Annotated in this window: 13 protein-coding genes and 1 tRNA gene; 9 read left to right on the top strand and 5 right to left on the bottom strand. The window is 61.5% G+C overall.

The genetic code is table 11. The features are described from left to right. Positions 1-2: 2 nt before the first annotated feature. Together NZ746_12785 and NZ746_12780 are read right to left on the bottom strand one after the other, a co-directional pair. Positions 3-926 (bottom strand): class I SAM-dependent methyltransferase, encoded by a 924-nt coding sequence (locus NZ746_12785; protein MCS6818230.1) that lies wholly within the window; start codon positions 924-926, stop codon positions 3-5. A gap of 9 nt (positions 927-935) precedes the next feature. After that, on the bottom strand, positions 936-1,832 hold the full coding sequence (locus NZ746_12780) for an NAD(P)-dependent oxidoreductase (protein MCS6818229.1): 897 nt from the start codon (positions 1,830-1,832) through the stop codon (positions 936-938). A 148-nt stretch (positions 1,833-1,980) separates the two neighbouring features. Here NZ746_12780 and NZ746_12775 point away from each other — a divergent pair, with 148 nt between their 5' ends. The 4 genes from NZ746_12775 to dat all read left to right on the top strand — a co-directional run bounded on the left by NZ746_12775 (position 1,981) and on the right by dat (position 6,988). Further along, positions 1,981-4,029, top strand: a complete 2,049-nt coding sequence (locus tag NZ746_12775) for a protein kinase (protein ID MCS6818228.1) — start codon at positions 1,981-1,983, stop codon at positions 4,027-4,029. A 37-nt stretch (positions 4,030-4,066) separates the two neighbouring features. Next, positions 4,067-5,047: an ROK family protein gene (locus NZ746_12770; protein MCS6818227.1), complete on the top strand. Its 981-nt coding sequence runs from the start codon at positions 4,067-4,069 to the stop codon at positions 5,045-5,047. A 63-nt stretch (positions 5,048-5,110) separates the two neighbouring features. Continuing rightward, positions 5,111-6,103: a dihydrodipicolinate reductase gene (locus tag NZ746_12765; protein ID MCS6818226.1), complete on the top strand. Its 993-nt coding sequence runs from the start codon at positions 5,111-5,113 to the stop codon at positions 6,101-6,103. Positions 6,104-6,133: 30 nt separating this feature from the next. Continuing rightward, complete coding sequence (gene dat / locus NZ746_12760; protein ID MCS6818225.1) at positions 6,134-6,988, top strand: D-amino-acid transaminase; 855 nt, start codon at positions 6,134-6,136, stop codon at positions 6,986-6,988. Positions 6,989-7,075: 87 nt separating this feature from the next. Here the strand turns inward: dat and NZ746_12755 are convergent, their stop codons facing one another. The 3 genes from NZ746_12755 to NZ746_12745 all read right to left on the bottom strand — a co-directional run bounded on the left by NZ746_12755 (position 7,076) and on the right by NZ746_12745 (position 9,702). Continuing rightward, the gene (locus NZ746_12755) at positions 7,076-8,221 is read right to left on the bottom strand and encodes an XdhC family protein (protein MCS6818224.1); all 1,146 of its coding nucleotides are present in this window, start codon (positions 8,219-8,221) and stop codon (positions 7,076-7,078) included. 115 nt (positions 8,222-8,336) lie between these two features. Then, a complete protein-coding gene (locus NZ746_12750) occupies positions 8,337-9,560 on the bottom strand; it encodes an MFS transporter (protein MCS6818223.1) in 1,224 nt (407 codons plus the stop codon). 67 nt (positions 9,561-9,627) lie between these two features. Beyond that, positions 9,628-9,702: transfer RNA gene (locus NZ746_12745), tRNA-Gln, on the bottom strand. 191 nt (positions 9,703-9,893) lie between these two features. Here NZ746_12745 and NZ746_12740 point away from each other — a divergent pair. Genes NZ746_12740 through NZ746_12720 form a run of 5 tightly spaced genes read left to right on the top strand, consistent with a single transcriptional unit; the run spans position 9,894 to position 15,081 of the window. Next, complete coding sequence (locus NZ746_12740) at positions 9,894-10,499, top strand: TetR/AcrR family transcriptional regulator (protein ID MCS6818222.1); 606 nt, start codon at positions 9,894-9,896, stop codon at positions 10,497-10,499. A gap of 37 nt (positions 10,500-10,536) precedes the next feature. After that, a complete protein-coding gene (locus NZ746_12735; GenBank protein ID MCS6818221.1) occupies positions 10,537-11,034 on the top strand; it encodes a (2Fe-2S)-binding protein in 498 nt (165 codons plus the stop codon). Between the two features lie 15 nt (positions 11,035-11,049). Next, complete coding sequence (locus NZ746_12730; protein ID MCS6818220.1) at positions 11,050-13,419, top strand: molybdopterin-dependent oxidoreductase; 2,370 nt, start codon at positions 11,050-11,052, stop codon at positions 13,417-13,419. Between the two features lie 22 nt (positions 13,420-13,441). Continuing rightward, on the top strand, positions 13,442-14,452 hold the full coding sequence (locus tag NZ746_12725; protein MCS6818219.1) for an FAD binding domain-containing protein: 1,011 nt from the start codon (positions 13,442-13,444) through the stop codon (positions 14,450-14,452). A gap of 59 nt (positions 14,453-14,511) precedes the next feature. Beyond that, a complete protein-coding gene (locus NZ746_12720; protein MCS6818218.1) occupies positions 14,512-15,081 on the top strand; it encodes a hypothetical protein in 570 nt (189 codons plus the stop codon). Positions 15,082-15,165: the final 84 nt, after the last annotated feature.

Genomic DNA, 15,165 nt, shown 5'->3' with positions numbered 1-15,165 from the left:
CGTCACTCCCGCGCGCCCTCCTTGCGGGCGTATACCTCAATCCCCTCGGCATAGGCCAAAGGGGAGAGGAGCAGTTTGTGATGACCAATGATGGTCCAACGCACGATGCGTCGAGTGATCGAATAGAGGAACCAAAGAGGCGTCCGGCGGTCATGCCGATCGCCCAGGCACTGGCGAGCGCGCGCGATCCGATGTTCGATCCATTCCGGCGCTCGGTAATTGGGGGCGATGGCGCGAACGCGAAGCACGTGGAATCCGCACGCGGAAAGCAAGCGAAGCAATGTCTCCGCCGTGAAGAAGCTCAGATGTTCCGGCGGCTTGAACTCCTTCCAGAGCGCGGGCGCTCGTCGCACGAGGCGCTGTCCGGCGTTCGGCGTCGAGAGCGCGAGCAATCCGCCGGGACGCAGCAACTGATGGAAGCGGTGCAACTCGGTGCGTGGGTCGGGAACATGCTCCAGGTATTCCCAGAGTGTGATGACGTCGAAGAGGCGTCCCTCGTGAAGGAATGGCTCGGGCGAAGGGACGACGCGACATTCCGCGAGTCGCTCGGCCTCGCGGGCCGCCTCCGGCGCGATCTCAATGCCCGACACAGTCCATCCGCGCTCCCGCGCGACTTTGAGGAAGATGCCGGTCGCACATCCAACGTCAAGGAGTGTGCCTCGAGCCGCATATCGTTCGATCACCGCCAAACGCTCGCGCGCCTGCGCTTCCCAGAAGGGACGCAGGGCGGCGTAGTCCTCGTAGCCGAAAGGTCCCTTGCTCCGAAAATACGCGGGATCGGCATAAAGCGCGTGCAAAATCGCTGGATCCGGAGGGGGATGAACGAAGAGGAAGGTGCACTCGGTGCATTGCACGATCCCATATCCGTTCTTCTCTAAGAACGGGGCAAAACGATCGCTGCCGCACACAGCGCACGCGCGTTCCATAAGTGCGGATCAAGAGGCTATCTCATCCGGTGTCAGGCCGGCCATCTCTTCCAGGACTTTGAGGACAGCCGAGTAATCCTCATCGCCGAAGCCGCGAGCCGTCGTCGCAACGAAGAGTTCGCGAATGACGCTCAAGACCGGCAATGGCACATTCGCGCACCGCGCGGCGTCGAGCGCCAGATCAATGTCCTTCAGCATATGTCGGGTGTAGAAGTTCGGGCGGAAGTCCCGCTCGCGCATGGTTCGTCCTTTCGATTGATACATCGGCGCGTTCAAAGCCGAGGCGTCCAGGATTTCGAGAATGCGCGTCGGCGTGATCCCGACGCGACGACCGAAGACGAAGGCTTGCGCGAGCGTGAGGATCATGCTGGCGATGAACGAATTAGCGATGAGCTTCATGTGCGTCGCTTGGGTGATCCGCTCGAAATACCAGATCTTTCGTCCGAGCGTGCGCAGGACGGGCTCGCACCTCTCGTACGCGTGGCGATCTCCTCCGACGAAGATCAAGAGGTTCCCTTCGCTCGCATGTCGCCAATTTCCCAATACCGGCGCGTGCAAGAATGTCGCGCCGCGCTCCTGATAAACGCGCTCCAGGCCCTCGACCGTGCGGGGAGCCACAGTGCTCATATCCACGTGGATCGCCATCGGACGAATGCCGCGCAGCACTCCTTGCGGACCGCGGGCGACGTCCTCCAGAGCGTCGGAGTCAGAGACTATCGTGATGAGCATCTCGCTGCGGCGTGCGACGGCCTCGGGCGAATCGGCCCAATGCGCTCCCCGCGCCAGAAGCGGTTCGGCCTTCTGTCGGGTGCGGTTGAAGACCATCACCGTGTATCCGGCATCCAGAAGGCGTTCGGCCATCGGACGCCCCATGATGCCCAGACCAATGAAGCCGATGTCGCGCATGCATTCCTCCTCCGAAAAGGGTCGTGGTCTTCGCGCGTGGAACATCTTAAAATCGGCGCGTCCTTGAAGCAAGAAGGGGCATCGAGTTGCTCATCCTCCGGTCTCCCCCCTACAATTAGGCCGGAGGATGCGGAGCATCGTGAGGGGAATGATCGGAAAAACGCTGGGGCATTATAAGCTCCTAGAGGAGCTGGGACACGGAGGCATGGGGACGGTCTACAAAGCGCGCGATCTGGCGTTGGATCGGACCGTCGTCGTGAAAGTTCTCCTGCCCGATCTCATGGCGGACGCGGAAGCCCGACGTCGCTTCTGGCGGGAAGCGCGATTGGCCTCGGCCTTGGATCACCCCAACATCTGCACGATCCATGGGATCGAGGAGGCCGACGGGTATTCGTTCATCGTGATGCAATACGTCGAAGGGAAGACGCTGAAGAAGCTGATCGGCGGGCGTCCCCTTCGATTGGAAAGCTTGCTCTCCATTGCGTTGCAGGCCGCGGATGCATTGACGACGGCCCACGCGCGAGGAGTCATCCATCGCGACATCAAGTCGGCCAACATCATGGTGACCGAGCGCGGACAGGTCAAAATCCTCGACTTCGGATTGGCGAAGCTCATCGAGCGATCGCGCGCAACAGAGGCGACGGCGGATTTGACGCAGGCTGGAGCGACGCTTGGAACGCCGTCGTACATGTCGCCAGAGCAGGCGCGGGGCGAACGCGTGGATCATCGGAGCGACATCTTCTCCTTCGGCATCGTGCTCTACGAGATGGCCACCGGGCGCGTGCCGTTCAAGGGAGAGAGCCGCGTGGAGACCATGCATGCCATCGTTCACGAACGAGCGCGACCGGTGCGCGAGCTGAATCCTCGGATCCCGCCCTCCTTAGCGGCGATCATCGAACGGGCCATCGAGAAAGATCCGAACGATCGGTATCAAACGATGGCGGATCTGCTCGCGGACCTCAAACGGGTGGCTGTCGAGGTGGGACTCGCGGCGCGCGTGCCCGATGGGGTGATCGCGCCGTACGTCCCGGCTGGTCGGCCCGCGCGTCTGCAGGCCCTATGGCAAAGGCTGCGACGTCTCGCTGGGGCGAGCCGCTACGAGCGCACTCCTCCGAGCGATGCGCGCGCATCCGCCAGTGCGGAATTCTCACTCGTCGAAGGGCCACGACGCGCGCTCGCCATTCTTCCGTTCCGAAATCTCAGCGGTCATCCGGAGGACGAGGTCTATGGACGTTCCCTGGCGGAGAATCTGACGACTGAGTTGGCGAAATTCAAGACGGTGACCGTTCGCTCGGCGAGCCTGCTCGAAGGGGAAAGAGATCGTCCGAAGGACCCACGGCGGATCGGACAACAGCTTCATGTCGATGCGGTGCTCACAGGCGCCTTCTTCCGATCGGGCGAACGATTGCGCGTGACGGCGCAACTGCTCGATGCGCGAAGCGGCGACATCCTCTGGAGCGAGAAGATTGATTCTCGGATCGAGGATGTCCTCGCGCTGCAGGATCACATCTCGCAGAGAGTGATCGAGGGATTAACGGCAGGGGCGACGCCGGTCAATCCGTTGGAGCTTGTGCGCGACGAAGACGAAGCCGTTCGGACCGATGCCGTACGCATGCTCGCCTTCTCGCGCGATCCGCGCGCGATCCCGGCGCTAGTGGAGGCGCTGACCGATTCGAGTCTCGCGGTCAAGGCCGCGGCCGTGGAGGCGCTCGTGCGAAAGGGAAGCGCAGCGGTGGGGCCGACGATCGAGCGGTTGACAGAGGCGCTGGATGCTGGGGACGTCGTGACAGCGCGCTTCGCAGCGAAAGCACTCGGATTGATCGGTGACGCGACGGTCGCGCCGGTGCTCCGCGAGTTGCTGGCCAGCGAGGATCGGTTCGTCGTCGCCGAGATCGCGTTGGCTCTCGGTCGGTTGCGGGATCATGAGGCGGTCCCCCGACTCCTGGAGATGCTTGCCATCGAGGATCGGAACGTCCGCTTCGCCATCGTCTCCGCGTTGGGGCAGATTGCCGATGCGCGGGCCCGTGCCGCGCTGGAGGATTGTCTGCGAGATGAAGATGAGGGCGTGCGCGCCCAAGCGCGATGGGCGCTCGCGCGTCTCCAGCGCGCATTCGGCATATGGGGGCATCCTCCTTGTTCTCGCGACGAGAACGAAGGGCGATCAGTCGAAGACCGAGAACCCTCATCAGCGCTGTGAGAGGAGACGCGAGGCCCCTTGACGACTGCGATCACGTATGGGGAATTTTGAATCGGGATCGTTGCTCTTCATCGGTGTGGACATCGGGCGGACGATTCGGGCGGCGCTCGTGGATGAGACCGGGCGCATTTGGCTTCAGAGTCGCGTCCTGGCCGAGCGTCGCGATCCGCGCGCATTCCTCGATCAAGTGATCGCCGTGCTGCGCGCATTGCGCGAGTCCGAGGAGGGGCGGGGACGCGTTGCCGCCGTCGGGATCGGCTGGCCTGGATTGATCGATCGGCAGACGCCGCGCATCGAGTTGGCGTCGCACTTGGTGGATGTGACGGGGTGCGATGTCTATGGGGAGATTCGCGAGGCCCTGGGGATGCCCCTCATCTTCGAGAACGAAGCCAATGCGGCGGCCTACGGCGAATGGGCGTGCGGAGCTGCCCAAGGGCTTCAGGATGTGTTCTACGTGACGATTGGGACCGGCATCGGCGCCGGGCTCATTCTGGGCGGACGCTTGCAGCGCGGTGCTCATGGGTTCGCGGGGGAATTCGGCCATGTGAAGGTCGAACTAGGAGGGATCGAATGCGGTTGCGGAGGGCGGGGCTGCTTGGAGACGATCGCTTCCGGTCCCAATATCGTGCGGCGTGTGCGCGAGCGACTCTTCTCCGATCCCGCCTTCTCGCTCTCCCCTCTGGCGGTGCAAATGGAGGGGACGCTGACCGTTCCTCAGATCGTTCAAGCCGCGCTCGAGGGGGACGAATTAGCGCGCGCCGTGCTTCGAGAGACGGGACGATATTTCGGCTTGGCCATCGCCAATGTCCTGAATCTGCTCGACGTCGAAATGGTCTGCTTGGGCGGTCCGGTGATGTTGGCCGGTGAGATCCTGCTCGATGCCGTTCGCAAAGAAGCGCGCAAGCACACGCTGCGCGCGACCTTCGAGAGATGTCGGTTCACGATCGGCGCGCTTGGACAAGATGCCGGCATCATCGGCGCGGCGTTGCTCGCTCGCGAGGCCATCGCTCTCCCATGAGCATCGCTCGCGCGGAGAGCGCCATTGGCCGACAGGCATCAAACCATAATCAAGGAGGGACATATGCCGCTGCGAATCATCCAATATGGCGTGGGACCCATTGGGAGTGCGATCGTGCGCCTGCTCCTCGAACGAGCGGGAGCGACGATCATTGGGGCCATTGACATCGCCGCGGATAAGGTGGGGCGCGATCTCGGGGAGATCGCGGGCACTTCTCCGCTGGGCGTCGTCGTATCGGATCGGGCCGATGAGGTCCTCGCGCGAAAAGCCGACGTCGTCGTCCATTCCACGTCTTCATATTTCGAGCAAGTCTTCGACCAACTGCTCGCCTGCGTGCGAGCGGGGTCGCATGTCGTCTCAACGTGCGAGGAATTGGCCTATCCGTTCCGCAAACATCCCGAACTCGCCCGTCGCTTGGATGAAGAGGCGAAGGCGAATGGCGTCGCCGTGTTGGGAACCGGCGTGAATCCGGGCTTCGTGATGGATAAGCTGGTGCTCACATTGGCGACGGTTTGTCAGCGCATCGAGCGCGTCTCCGTCCGTCGCGTGGTGGACGCCTCGCAACGTCGGCTTCCCTTGCAGCGGAAGATCGGCGCTGGGATGACGGTCGCGGAATTCCACGAGGCCGTAGAGGCCGGACGCATCCGCCATGTCGGCTTGCCGGAATCGGTCGCGCTGATCGCCGACGGATTAGGTCTGGAGGTGGAGACGATCTCGGAGACGATCGAACCGATCCTTGCTGAGGAAGATGTGACGACCGAATACCTCCACGTGCGGAAGGGACAGGTCGCTGGTGTGCGGCAGATCGGTCGCGGGCTCGTGGGCGATCACGAACGCATCACCCTCGAGCTGCAGATGTACGTGGGGGCCAAAGAGCCCGTGGACGAAATCCGCCTCTTCGGGACGCCAGACCTCTGCGCGCGAATTCCTGGGGGGACGCATGGGGATCTGGCGACGGCCGCCGTCGTCGTGAACTCGATCCCGCTGCTGGTGCAGGCGTCGCCGGGATTGCGAACGGTCACGGATCTCCCGGTGCGATTCGCGGCGGCCTTTTGAAGTCATGCGATGCGCGAGGAGGAGGCGAGCATGTCGGAAGGATTGGTATGGCTCAATGGAGAGATCCTGGATTTCGCTTCGGCGAGGGTCTCGGTTGAAGACCGGGGCTTTCAATTCGGCGATGGGGTCTACGAAGTCGTGCGCGTCTATCAGGGGAAGCCCTTCGCCTTGAGAGAGCACCTGGAGCGATTGCAGCGCAGCGCGGGGGAGATCGAACTACTGTTGCCGCTCTCGCTCTCAGAACTGGCCGCGGCAGCGGAGACCCTCATCGCGCGCGCGGGAATCGCCGAAGCCGAGCTGTACATCCAGCTCACGCGTGGGGCGGCGCGCCGGAATCATCTCTTCCCACAGGACACGCCACCGACGCTCGTGATGACCGTGCGGCACGTGCGGATCATCCCGCCAGAGTTGCGCGAACAGGGGGTTCGCGCCCTCACGGTGCCGGACGAGCGGTGGGCGCGCTGCGACATCAAGTCCATATGTTTGCTCCCGAACGTTCTCGCGAAGGAACGCGCTCATCGCGCAGGGGCATTCGAAGCCCTCTTCGTGCGCGATGGGTTGGTCATGGAGGGAACAAGTAGCAACGTCTTCGCCTGGACGGGGGAGGAGTTGGTGACGCCGATCGCCGACCGTCGCATCCTCTCCGGCATCACGCGAAGCTTCGTCCTGCAATTGGCTCGGGAGCAAGGGTATCGGACTGTCGAGCGCGATCTCCCACTGTCGGAACTCAAATCGGCGCGCGAGGTGATCATCGCCGGTACGGTCACCGAGCTTCTGGCCGTCATCGCCGTTGATGGAGAGCCGGTGGGCGATGGAAAGCCCGGTCCCATCTTCCGACAGCTCTACGCGGCTTACCGACACATGATCGCCGAGCGCGCGCGTTGAATGGGAGTCGGCCTCCGAGCGCTCTCGCAGTGAGGAAGAGCAGAGAGCCTCATGGCGCCGATTCGCCTTGGCGGCAGGACAACCGCTTCATTCAGCGTGGATGGGCTTCTGGCGTTCGCGTAGGAACGTCCCGACTCGACGGTTCCTCACAGCCAGGATCTCGCTCACGATCGAGAGGGCGATCTGCTCCGGCCCTTCGGCGCCAATGTCCAATCCCACCGGAGCGTAGAGTTTCTGCACCTCCTCCGGGCGCAGCTCGACTCCTTGCTCGCGCAAGTTTCGCAGCAGCAATTCGCGCCGCTCCTTCGGGCCCAGCAAGCCAATGTACCCTACTGGGCTCTTGAGCAACCACGCTAGGAGCTTCGCGTCTACGTGGAAGTTGTGCGTGAGAAGGACGACGAACATTCCCGGCGTGAGTGTGAGATGCTCAGGTGCTTCCTCCGGGTGAGCCGAAATCAAGCGATCCGCCCAGGGGAAGCGCTCCGATGTGACGAACTTCGATCGATGATCCACGACCGTGACCCGAAACCCGGCTTCTTTCGCCAATCGGACCAGGGGAACGGCGTCGGCCCCCGCGCCGAAGATGATCACTTGCGGCGGAGGGAGAAAGCAATCAATGAACACGCGCGCGGCGCTGGTCCACGAAGCGCAATGACCGCCCAACTGCATCGGATCGTAGGTCAACGTCTTCGATCGCCCTGAGGCGAGAAGGGCGCGCGCATCGCGCTCGACCGCTGCGTCGAGCGCCACGTCCCCGAGCGTCCCCACGGGAGAACCGTCGATAGGAATCAAGCGCTTCGCCCCCATCTTCAATCCCGAATTCTCCGGAACCTCGATGAGCGTCGCCAAAGCTACCCCACGCTCTTGCTCGAGAATCTGTCGCGTGCGTTCCAGGTACGATCGCACGAGCGGCAGCGGCTCGATCAGCACATCAATCTTCCCATTGCATCCCATCCCGAAGCCCCATACCAGCTCGTCTTCGCTCGTGAGATCATAGCGCCGGAGAACGGGTTCCCCGTGCACGAGCACATGGCGCGTCCATTCCAAGACATCGCCTTCCAGACAACCGGCGCTGATACTGCCGATCATCTCTCCCTCTGGCGTGAGCAACAGCTTCGCTCCCTCTCGCCGATAGGCCGATCCCTCTACGTGAACGACCGTCGCGAGGGCCGCAGGACCTTCCATCGCGCGCCGCTCGTCCAAGGTCTGGAAGATGTCGCGCAGTTCCTTCATAGGCTTCTCTCAACCCAGCTCTCTCGCAGGAGGGTCCATTGTAAATCGCGTCCCTCGTCGTCGCAAGACGTGATCCGGTTTGCCTTGATGGGAATCGCTGTGCTTCTCCCCACACTCACGCGCACGCGCGATCTTCACCTCGCGCGCGATACAGCTCATAAAGGGTCAGCAGACCTGTGAAGACGAGCACCCCCACCCCGAGCCCGCGATAGAGCGCGGGCAGTGTCAACACCGCGGCGAGGCGCCCTAAGCCAATTGCCGCGATCGCTTGCGTGGCGAATAATAGCGACCACGCGAGACCGCCCGTGCGACCCAGGAGACGCCAGGGGGTTCGCTCTTGAACGAGCGTCTGCGCTGGGACGAGGAACGCGGCCGCCGCCACTCCCATCAGAAAAGCGCCAACGAGGACGTCAATCACCCGGGTGAGGAGAGTCATCCCAATGAGTCCGGCTCCAATCGCAACAGCGCTTGCTCGAATGAGGAGCATGCGCGGGATGGCGTGGGCATATCGGCCCACAAACCAAAAACCCACCGCAGCGCCCGCGCCCAAGGAGGAGAGAAGCAGACCGAAGTCACGCGGACCGGCGCGCAGGACATCTCGCACGTAGAGGACGCCGAATATATTAATGGCGCTCGCGATCACGATCATCACCATCGCTAAGCTCATCACTGAGAGGAGCACTCGATCATGCGCGAACTTGTTCACAGCGTCGCGCAGATCGTGCCAAAAGGGGCGAGACCGGTGCGCAGCCGATGCCTCAAGGTGCGGCGCAAGACGAGACAAACAGAGGGCCGAGAAGATGAAGCTCGCGCCATTCAAGGCGAAACAGAATCGCTCACCGAACCGCGCGATCACAAAACCAGCCAGAATCGGAGCAAGGATGCCATTCATCTGCTGCGTTTGAGCACCGAGAGCATTGGCAGTTAGGAGTTCCTCGCGATCCACTACGGCAGGGAGTAACGTCAATTGCGCGGAGAGGAAGAAACATGTGGCGCATCCGGTCAGGAGAAAGATCGGATAGAGCAGATCCGGCTCCCATACGAACCAGAGGAGGAACATCAAGCTCGCGCGAAAGCCATCGGAGATGATCATCACTTTTTGGGCATGGGTGCGATCCACGATGGTTCCAGCGAAGGGGAAGATCAAAGCTAGGGCGAGGAAGAAAAGAGCCGCCATCCCCCCAAGCTCTCCCGCCGCAAGTTTGAACCGGAATCCTCCCAAGCTCACGAGAGCGAACATCGCCAGCCAGCTCCCCAATCCGCTCACGGCCTGCGCCAGCCAGAATGTTCGGAAGTGGCGATTCCGTAAGACATCCAGGAAGTCTTTTCGCTGCCTCACCGCGGGCCGTTCAGAGGCAATCGGATGAGGTCCCGTGTTATCCATCGCCAAGAGCCGGTAATGAAAATGGCTGGGAGCCAGGGATTCGAACCCCGATTCGCGGATCCAGAGTCCGCTGTCCTGCCAGTTGGACGAGCTCCCAGCTTTGAGTTCTCACTATAGCGGGAGGTTGGCGAGGTTGTCAAGAACCGCTTCCCCTCCGCGCCAGCCGGTGGGAAGCTGTCACGTCGCGGGGACGCTTTCAGCGGATGGGATCGTCCGCTCCTTCGCCCGTTGACAATCCAAGGAGCGTCGGATACACTCTCGTCAGATTTTGACCAGGAGATCGAAAAATTGAACAAATGGTCAAAGTCCGTAAGGCGGAAGGCGCGAATCGAGCGGACGCGGCTTGAGATCTTGCGGTGCGCCGCCGAGGCGTTCCGGCGAAATGGGTTCTCGGCGACGACGATGGACGAGATCGCTCGGCGGCTGGGGATGACCAAGGGGAATCTCTACTACTACTTCAAGAGCAAAGAGGAGATCCTCTACTTCTGCCAGGACTATTCGCTCGATCTGTTGCTCGCGCGACTGGAAGAGGTACGGAGCAGCGGGGAGCCTCCCGATGAGCAATTGCAGCGGTTGATTCGGGAGCAAGTGAGCATCATCCTCGATGAATTGCAGGCATCGGCCATGCACACCGATTTCCAGATGCTCTCTCGGCGTCGGTTGGCCAAGATCATTCAGAAGCGCGATCGGTACGAGCGCGGGCTTCGGGAGATCATTCGAGAGGGAATGGAACGAGGGATCTTTCGGAGAGGCGATCCGAAGCTGCTCGGCTTCGCGATTCTCGGAGCGATCAACTGGACGGTTCGATGGTTCTCTCCGCAGGGACCACTATCGGCACAGGAGATCGGCGAGGCGTTCGCCGATTACCTGGTCCGAGGTTTGAGGGCCAGTTAGAACGATCGCGAAACGAGAGGATCATGGGAGGAGGACCATGGACGTGCGGATCATCACGTTGAGAGTTAATGGGGAGTCGCACGCGCTCGCTGTGCCCGTGCATAAGACGTTGCTCGAAGTCTTACGCGAAGATTTGCATTTGACGGGAACGAAACACGGGTGCGAGCTGGGAGAATGCGGCGCGTGCACGGTCCTCGTGGATGGGGAGCCCGTTTTATCCTGCTTAGCGCTTCCCATCGAGCTGGAGGGTCGTGAGATCCTCACGATTGAAGGACTCATGGAGAATGGACATCCGCATCCGCTGCAGATCGCCTTCGCCGAGACAGGAGCTGTGCAGTGCGGGTATTGTACGCCAGGCGTTGTGCTCTCGGCCAAGGCCCTGTTGGATCGAAATCCCATGCCGACGCGACGGGAGATCGCGGAAGCGCTCTCGGGGAATCTCTGTCGCTGCACGGGGTACATCCAGATTCTGGAGGCTGTGGAGCGAGCCGCGGCGCGGATGCGGGAAATGCGCTCGATTTCGGATGAAGGGTGATCGAGGGAGGAGAGTATGGCCTTTGAGATTGTCGGTAAGTCGCTGCCGAAAATTGATGCGCTCCCGAAATGTACGGGCGAGACGCGCTATGCGGATGATTTGCAATTGCCGCGCATGCTCTATGCGAAGATTTTGCGCAGCCCACACGCGCATGCGCGGATTCGGCGGATAGACGTAAGCCGCGCACGAACGTTGCCGGGCGTTCATGCCGTTCTCACTGGGCGCGATCTTCCGATCCGCTTCGGGATCCTACCGGTCAGTCAGGACGAAGAGGCGCTTTGCACGGAGAAGGTGCGATTCGTAGGCGATGCGGTTGCCGCCGTCGCGGCGATCGACGAGTGGACGGCTGAAGAAGCGCTTCGGCTCATCGAGGTAGAGTATGAGCCGTTACCGGCTCTGTTGACGCTGGAAGAGGCACTGGCTGAGTCCTCCGTGCGCATTCACGACTATGGAGACGGGCCGAATATCCATAAGCTGGTCTCATTGGAGTTTGGCGACGTCGAGGAGGGATTTGCGCAAGCGGACTATGTGCGCGAGGACATCTTCTTCTATGCTGGGAGCACGCATCTGCCATTGGAACAACACGCCGCGGTAGCGCATTATGGGCCTGATGGGAAACTCACGCTCTGGAGCAGCACGCAGACGCCGCACTATGTGCATCGCACTTTGGCGAAGGTGCTCGGCTTGCCCCCCAGCCATATTCGCGTGATCGCCACACCGGTCGGTGGGGGATTCGGAGGCAAGAGCGATCCGTTCTCGCACGAGATCGTCGTGGCGAAATTGGCCATGTTGACCGGTCGTCCGGTGAAGATCACGCTCACGCGCGAGGAGGTTTTCTACGTACATCGGGGGCGTCATCCCGTGCTGATGTGGATCAAGACGGGCGTCCGGCGCGATGGGAGCATCACGGCCATGCACGTTCGATCATTTCTCGATGGAGGGGCCTACGGCAGCTATGGCGTCGCGACGACCTATTACACGGGCGCGCTGCAGACGGTCACCTACAAGATCCCGCGCTACAAGTTCGAGGGAGTGCGCGTCTTCACGAATAAGCCGCCTTGCGGCCCTAAGCGAGGGCATGGGACGCCGCAGCCGCGTTTCGCTTTGGAGGTCCACCTGGATAAGATCGCCGAAGACCTCGGACTCGATCCCGTGGAGCTGCGCCAGCGTCAGATCGTCGAGGCCCCATCGGTCACGGTGAATTGGCTGCGCATCTCCAGTTGTGGGCTCCGCGCATGTATAGATCGCGTCGTCGAGGCGTCGGGATTTCGCGAGAAATTCCGGCGTCTGCCCTTTGGCCAAGGAGTGGGATTCGCCTGCAGCACATACTTGAGTGGTGCGGGCCTTCCGATCTATTGGAACGATATGCCGCATTCGGGGGTACAGATCAAGATCGATCGAGGGGGAGGGGTCACCGTCTTCTGTGGGAGCACAGATATTGGACAAGGATCGGACTCCATCCTCGCCTATATTGTCGCCGAAGTCTTGGGGATTCTTCCCGAAGATATTCGCGTCGTGACGGCGGATACGGACCTCACGCCAGTGGATTTAGGGAGTTATTCGAGCCGTGTGACCGTCATGACGGGGAATGCGGCCGTGGAAGCAGCAGAGAAACTTCGGAAGTTGCTCTTTCGCGCAGCCGCCGAGCGACTCGATGTCCCCGAGGAGCAGCTCATGGCCCGCGGGCGTCGGATCTTCGATCAGGCTGATCCGGATCGAGGACTCGATTTCGCGGAAGCTGTCCAGCTCGCCGAAGCACGGTTTGGGACTTTGGGAGCCGTGGGCAGCTATAAACCGCCGAAGTCACTCGGACGATATAAGGGAGCGGGGGTAGGACCGTCGCCCTCTTATAGCTACTCGGCGTGCGTGGTGCAGGTGCACGTAGATCCCGAGACGGGATTCGTCCGAGTCGAGAAGGTGTGGATCGCTCATGACATCGGGCGCGCGATCAATCCTCGCTTGGTCGAAGGGCAAATTCATGGGAGCGTCTACATGGGGTTAGGCGAAGCGCTCATGGAGGAGCAAACCTTTCGTCCGCGCCTCGGCGTGCACAAAGTGCCCTCAATGCTCGACTACAAGAGCCCGACGCCACTGGAGATGCCCGAAGTGGAATGTTTCCTGATCGAGACCGAAGACCCGAACGGTCCATTCGGCGCCAAGGAGGCGGGACAAGGTCCCTTGCTCCCGATCCCGCCAGCCGTCGCCAACGCTGTCTACGATGCCATCGGCGTGCGCATTGATGAGTTGCCCATTACTCCGGAGAAAGTCCTCAGGGGCTTAGAGGACAAAGCACGTGGGGGATCAGGACGGGTTGGTCCGAAGTTCATTCCATCGCTCGCGTGGCCAGAGCCAATTCGCGTCGAGCCTCCATCGGAGTGGCAATAAGCATTCTTCGAGGAGGAGAGCCATGCTCCGCCTTCCACCCTTTCGATATTACGCACCGCGGTCGCTTGATGAGGCGCTCCGGATCTTGAGCGATCATGGTTCGGAGGCGCGGATCGTCGCGGGAGGGACGGATCTCTATCCCAAGATGAAGCGGCGGCAGATCGAGCCGCGAGTCCTCATCAGTGTCCAACGCATTCCCGAGCTATCGCGCATAGCGTGGACATCGCGCGAGGGAGTGACGCTCGGAGCTGGCGTCACGCTCGCACGCCTGCTCGCCCAGGAGGAGCTCGCGACCACTTATCCGGCCCTCGCTCGCGCCTGCGCTGCGATCGCCCATCCGCCGATTCGCTCGATGGGGACGATCGGCGGTAATTTGTGCATTGACACGCGATGCACGTATTACGACCAGACCTTCTTCTGGCGTGAAGCGCTCGGGTTCTGTTTGAAGAAGGATGGAACGGTTTGTCCCGTCGCGCCAGGAGGGACGCGATGCTGGGCGGTCTCGTCATCTGATGGGGCCCCGGTGATGATCGCTCTGGGCGCCGTGCTTCGGCTCATTGGCCCGCATGGAGAACGGACGATCGCTGCTGAGGAGTTCTATCGCGATGATGGGATCCAATATTTGGCTAAAGCCCCCCAGGAGATCCTCGTTGAAGTGACGCTTCCGCGCCAGGAAGGATGGAGGAGCACGTATTGGAAGTTGCGCCGACGAGGCGCTATAGACTTCCCCGTTTTAGGCGTCGCTGTGGCCGTGCGGATGGAATCAGGGGAATGTCGAGACGCCAGAATTGTCCTCGGAGCCGTTGGATCATGTCCAAAAAGGATCCGCGAAGCTGAGCGCATTTTAGAGGGAAAGCGGCTTGAGCCGGACGTCATCGAAGCCGCCGCACACACGGTCTCTCGCGTGATCCGCCCGCTCGACAATACCGATTTTCTTCACCTCTATCGCAAGAGGATAGCCTCAGTTTTCACTCGACGGGCCTTGAGTGAAATCGCCGGTGCCCCCCTCGCTGAGGGAGTGTTCGAAATGTGAATACCGTGCGATCATTGAGCGGGGCGTTCAGGAGAGCGGCGTCAATGAGGGGATAATTTTTGGAGCGCCTACGAACGGATCAGGCATTTCGCAAGAAAGTGCGTCGTCACCTTCTGACGGGGGAACTGCTGGCGCTTCCTGTGGAATTCGAGCGCCTCGTGGCGCTCGTTCGAGAGGCAGTGACGATGCTCGCTCGGCTTATTGAGGTGGTCCAATATTTAGCTGAGGCACAGGCGCGGATGGAGGAGCGCGTGGGGCAATGGGAAGAACGAGTGCAACGGGTTGAGGAGCAGGTGGGACGGCTTGAGGAAGCCATGGTGCAATTGGCCGAGGCACAAGTACGGACCGAAGAACGAGTAGGTTGGATGGAAGAGATGATAGCGCGGTTAGCCGAGGCGCAGGCGCTGACGGAGGGGAGAGTGGGGCGGATGGAGGAGGCGGTGAGGCAGTTAGCTGAAGCGCAGACGCAGGCGGAAGCACGCATGGGGCGGATGGAAGAAGCAATGGCGCAATTGGCCGAAGCACGAGCGCGGACGGAAGCTCGTGTAGAAGAGCTAGCTCAAGCCCATCTCCAGATGCAGGAGGTCATGCGATCCCTGGTCCAACAAGTGGTCCAACTCGGTCAATAGGTCGGACGATTGAACGACGTGGTAGGGGTCACGTTAGAAGATTTCGCGCGCGAAGTGGCCCTGGCTTATCTGGCTCAGCACTAC

The sequence above is a fragment of the Blastocatellia bacterium genome (assembly GCA_025055075.1).
Taxonomy (GTDB): Bacteria; Acidobacteriota; Blastocatellia; order HR10; family HR10; genus HR10.
The sequence above is the reverse complement of the archived record's forward strand: the minus strand, read 5'-3'. Positions and strand labels throughout refer to the sequence as shown.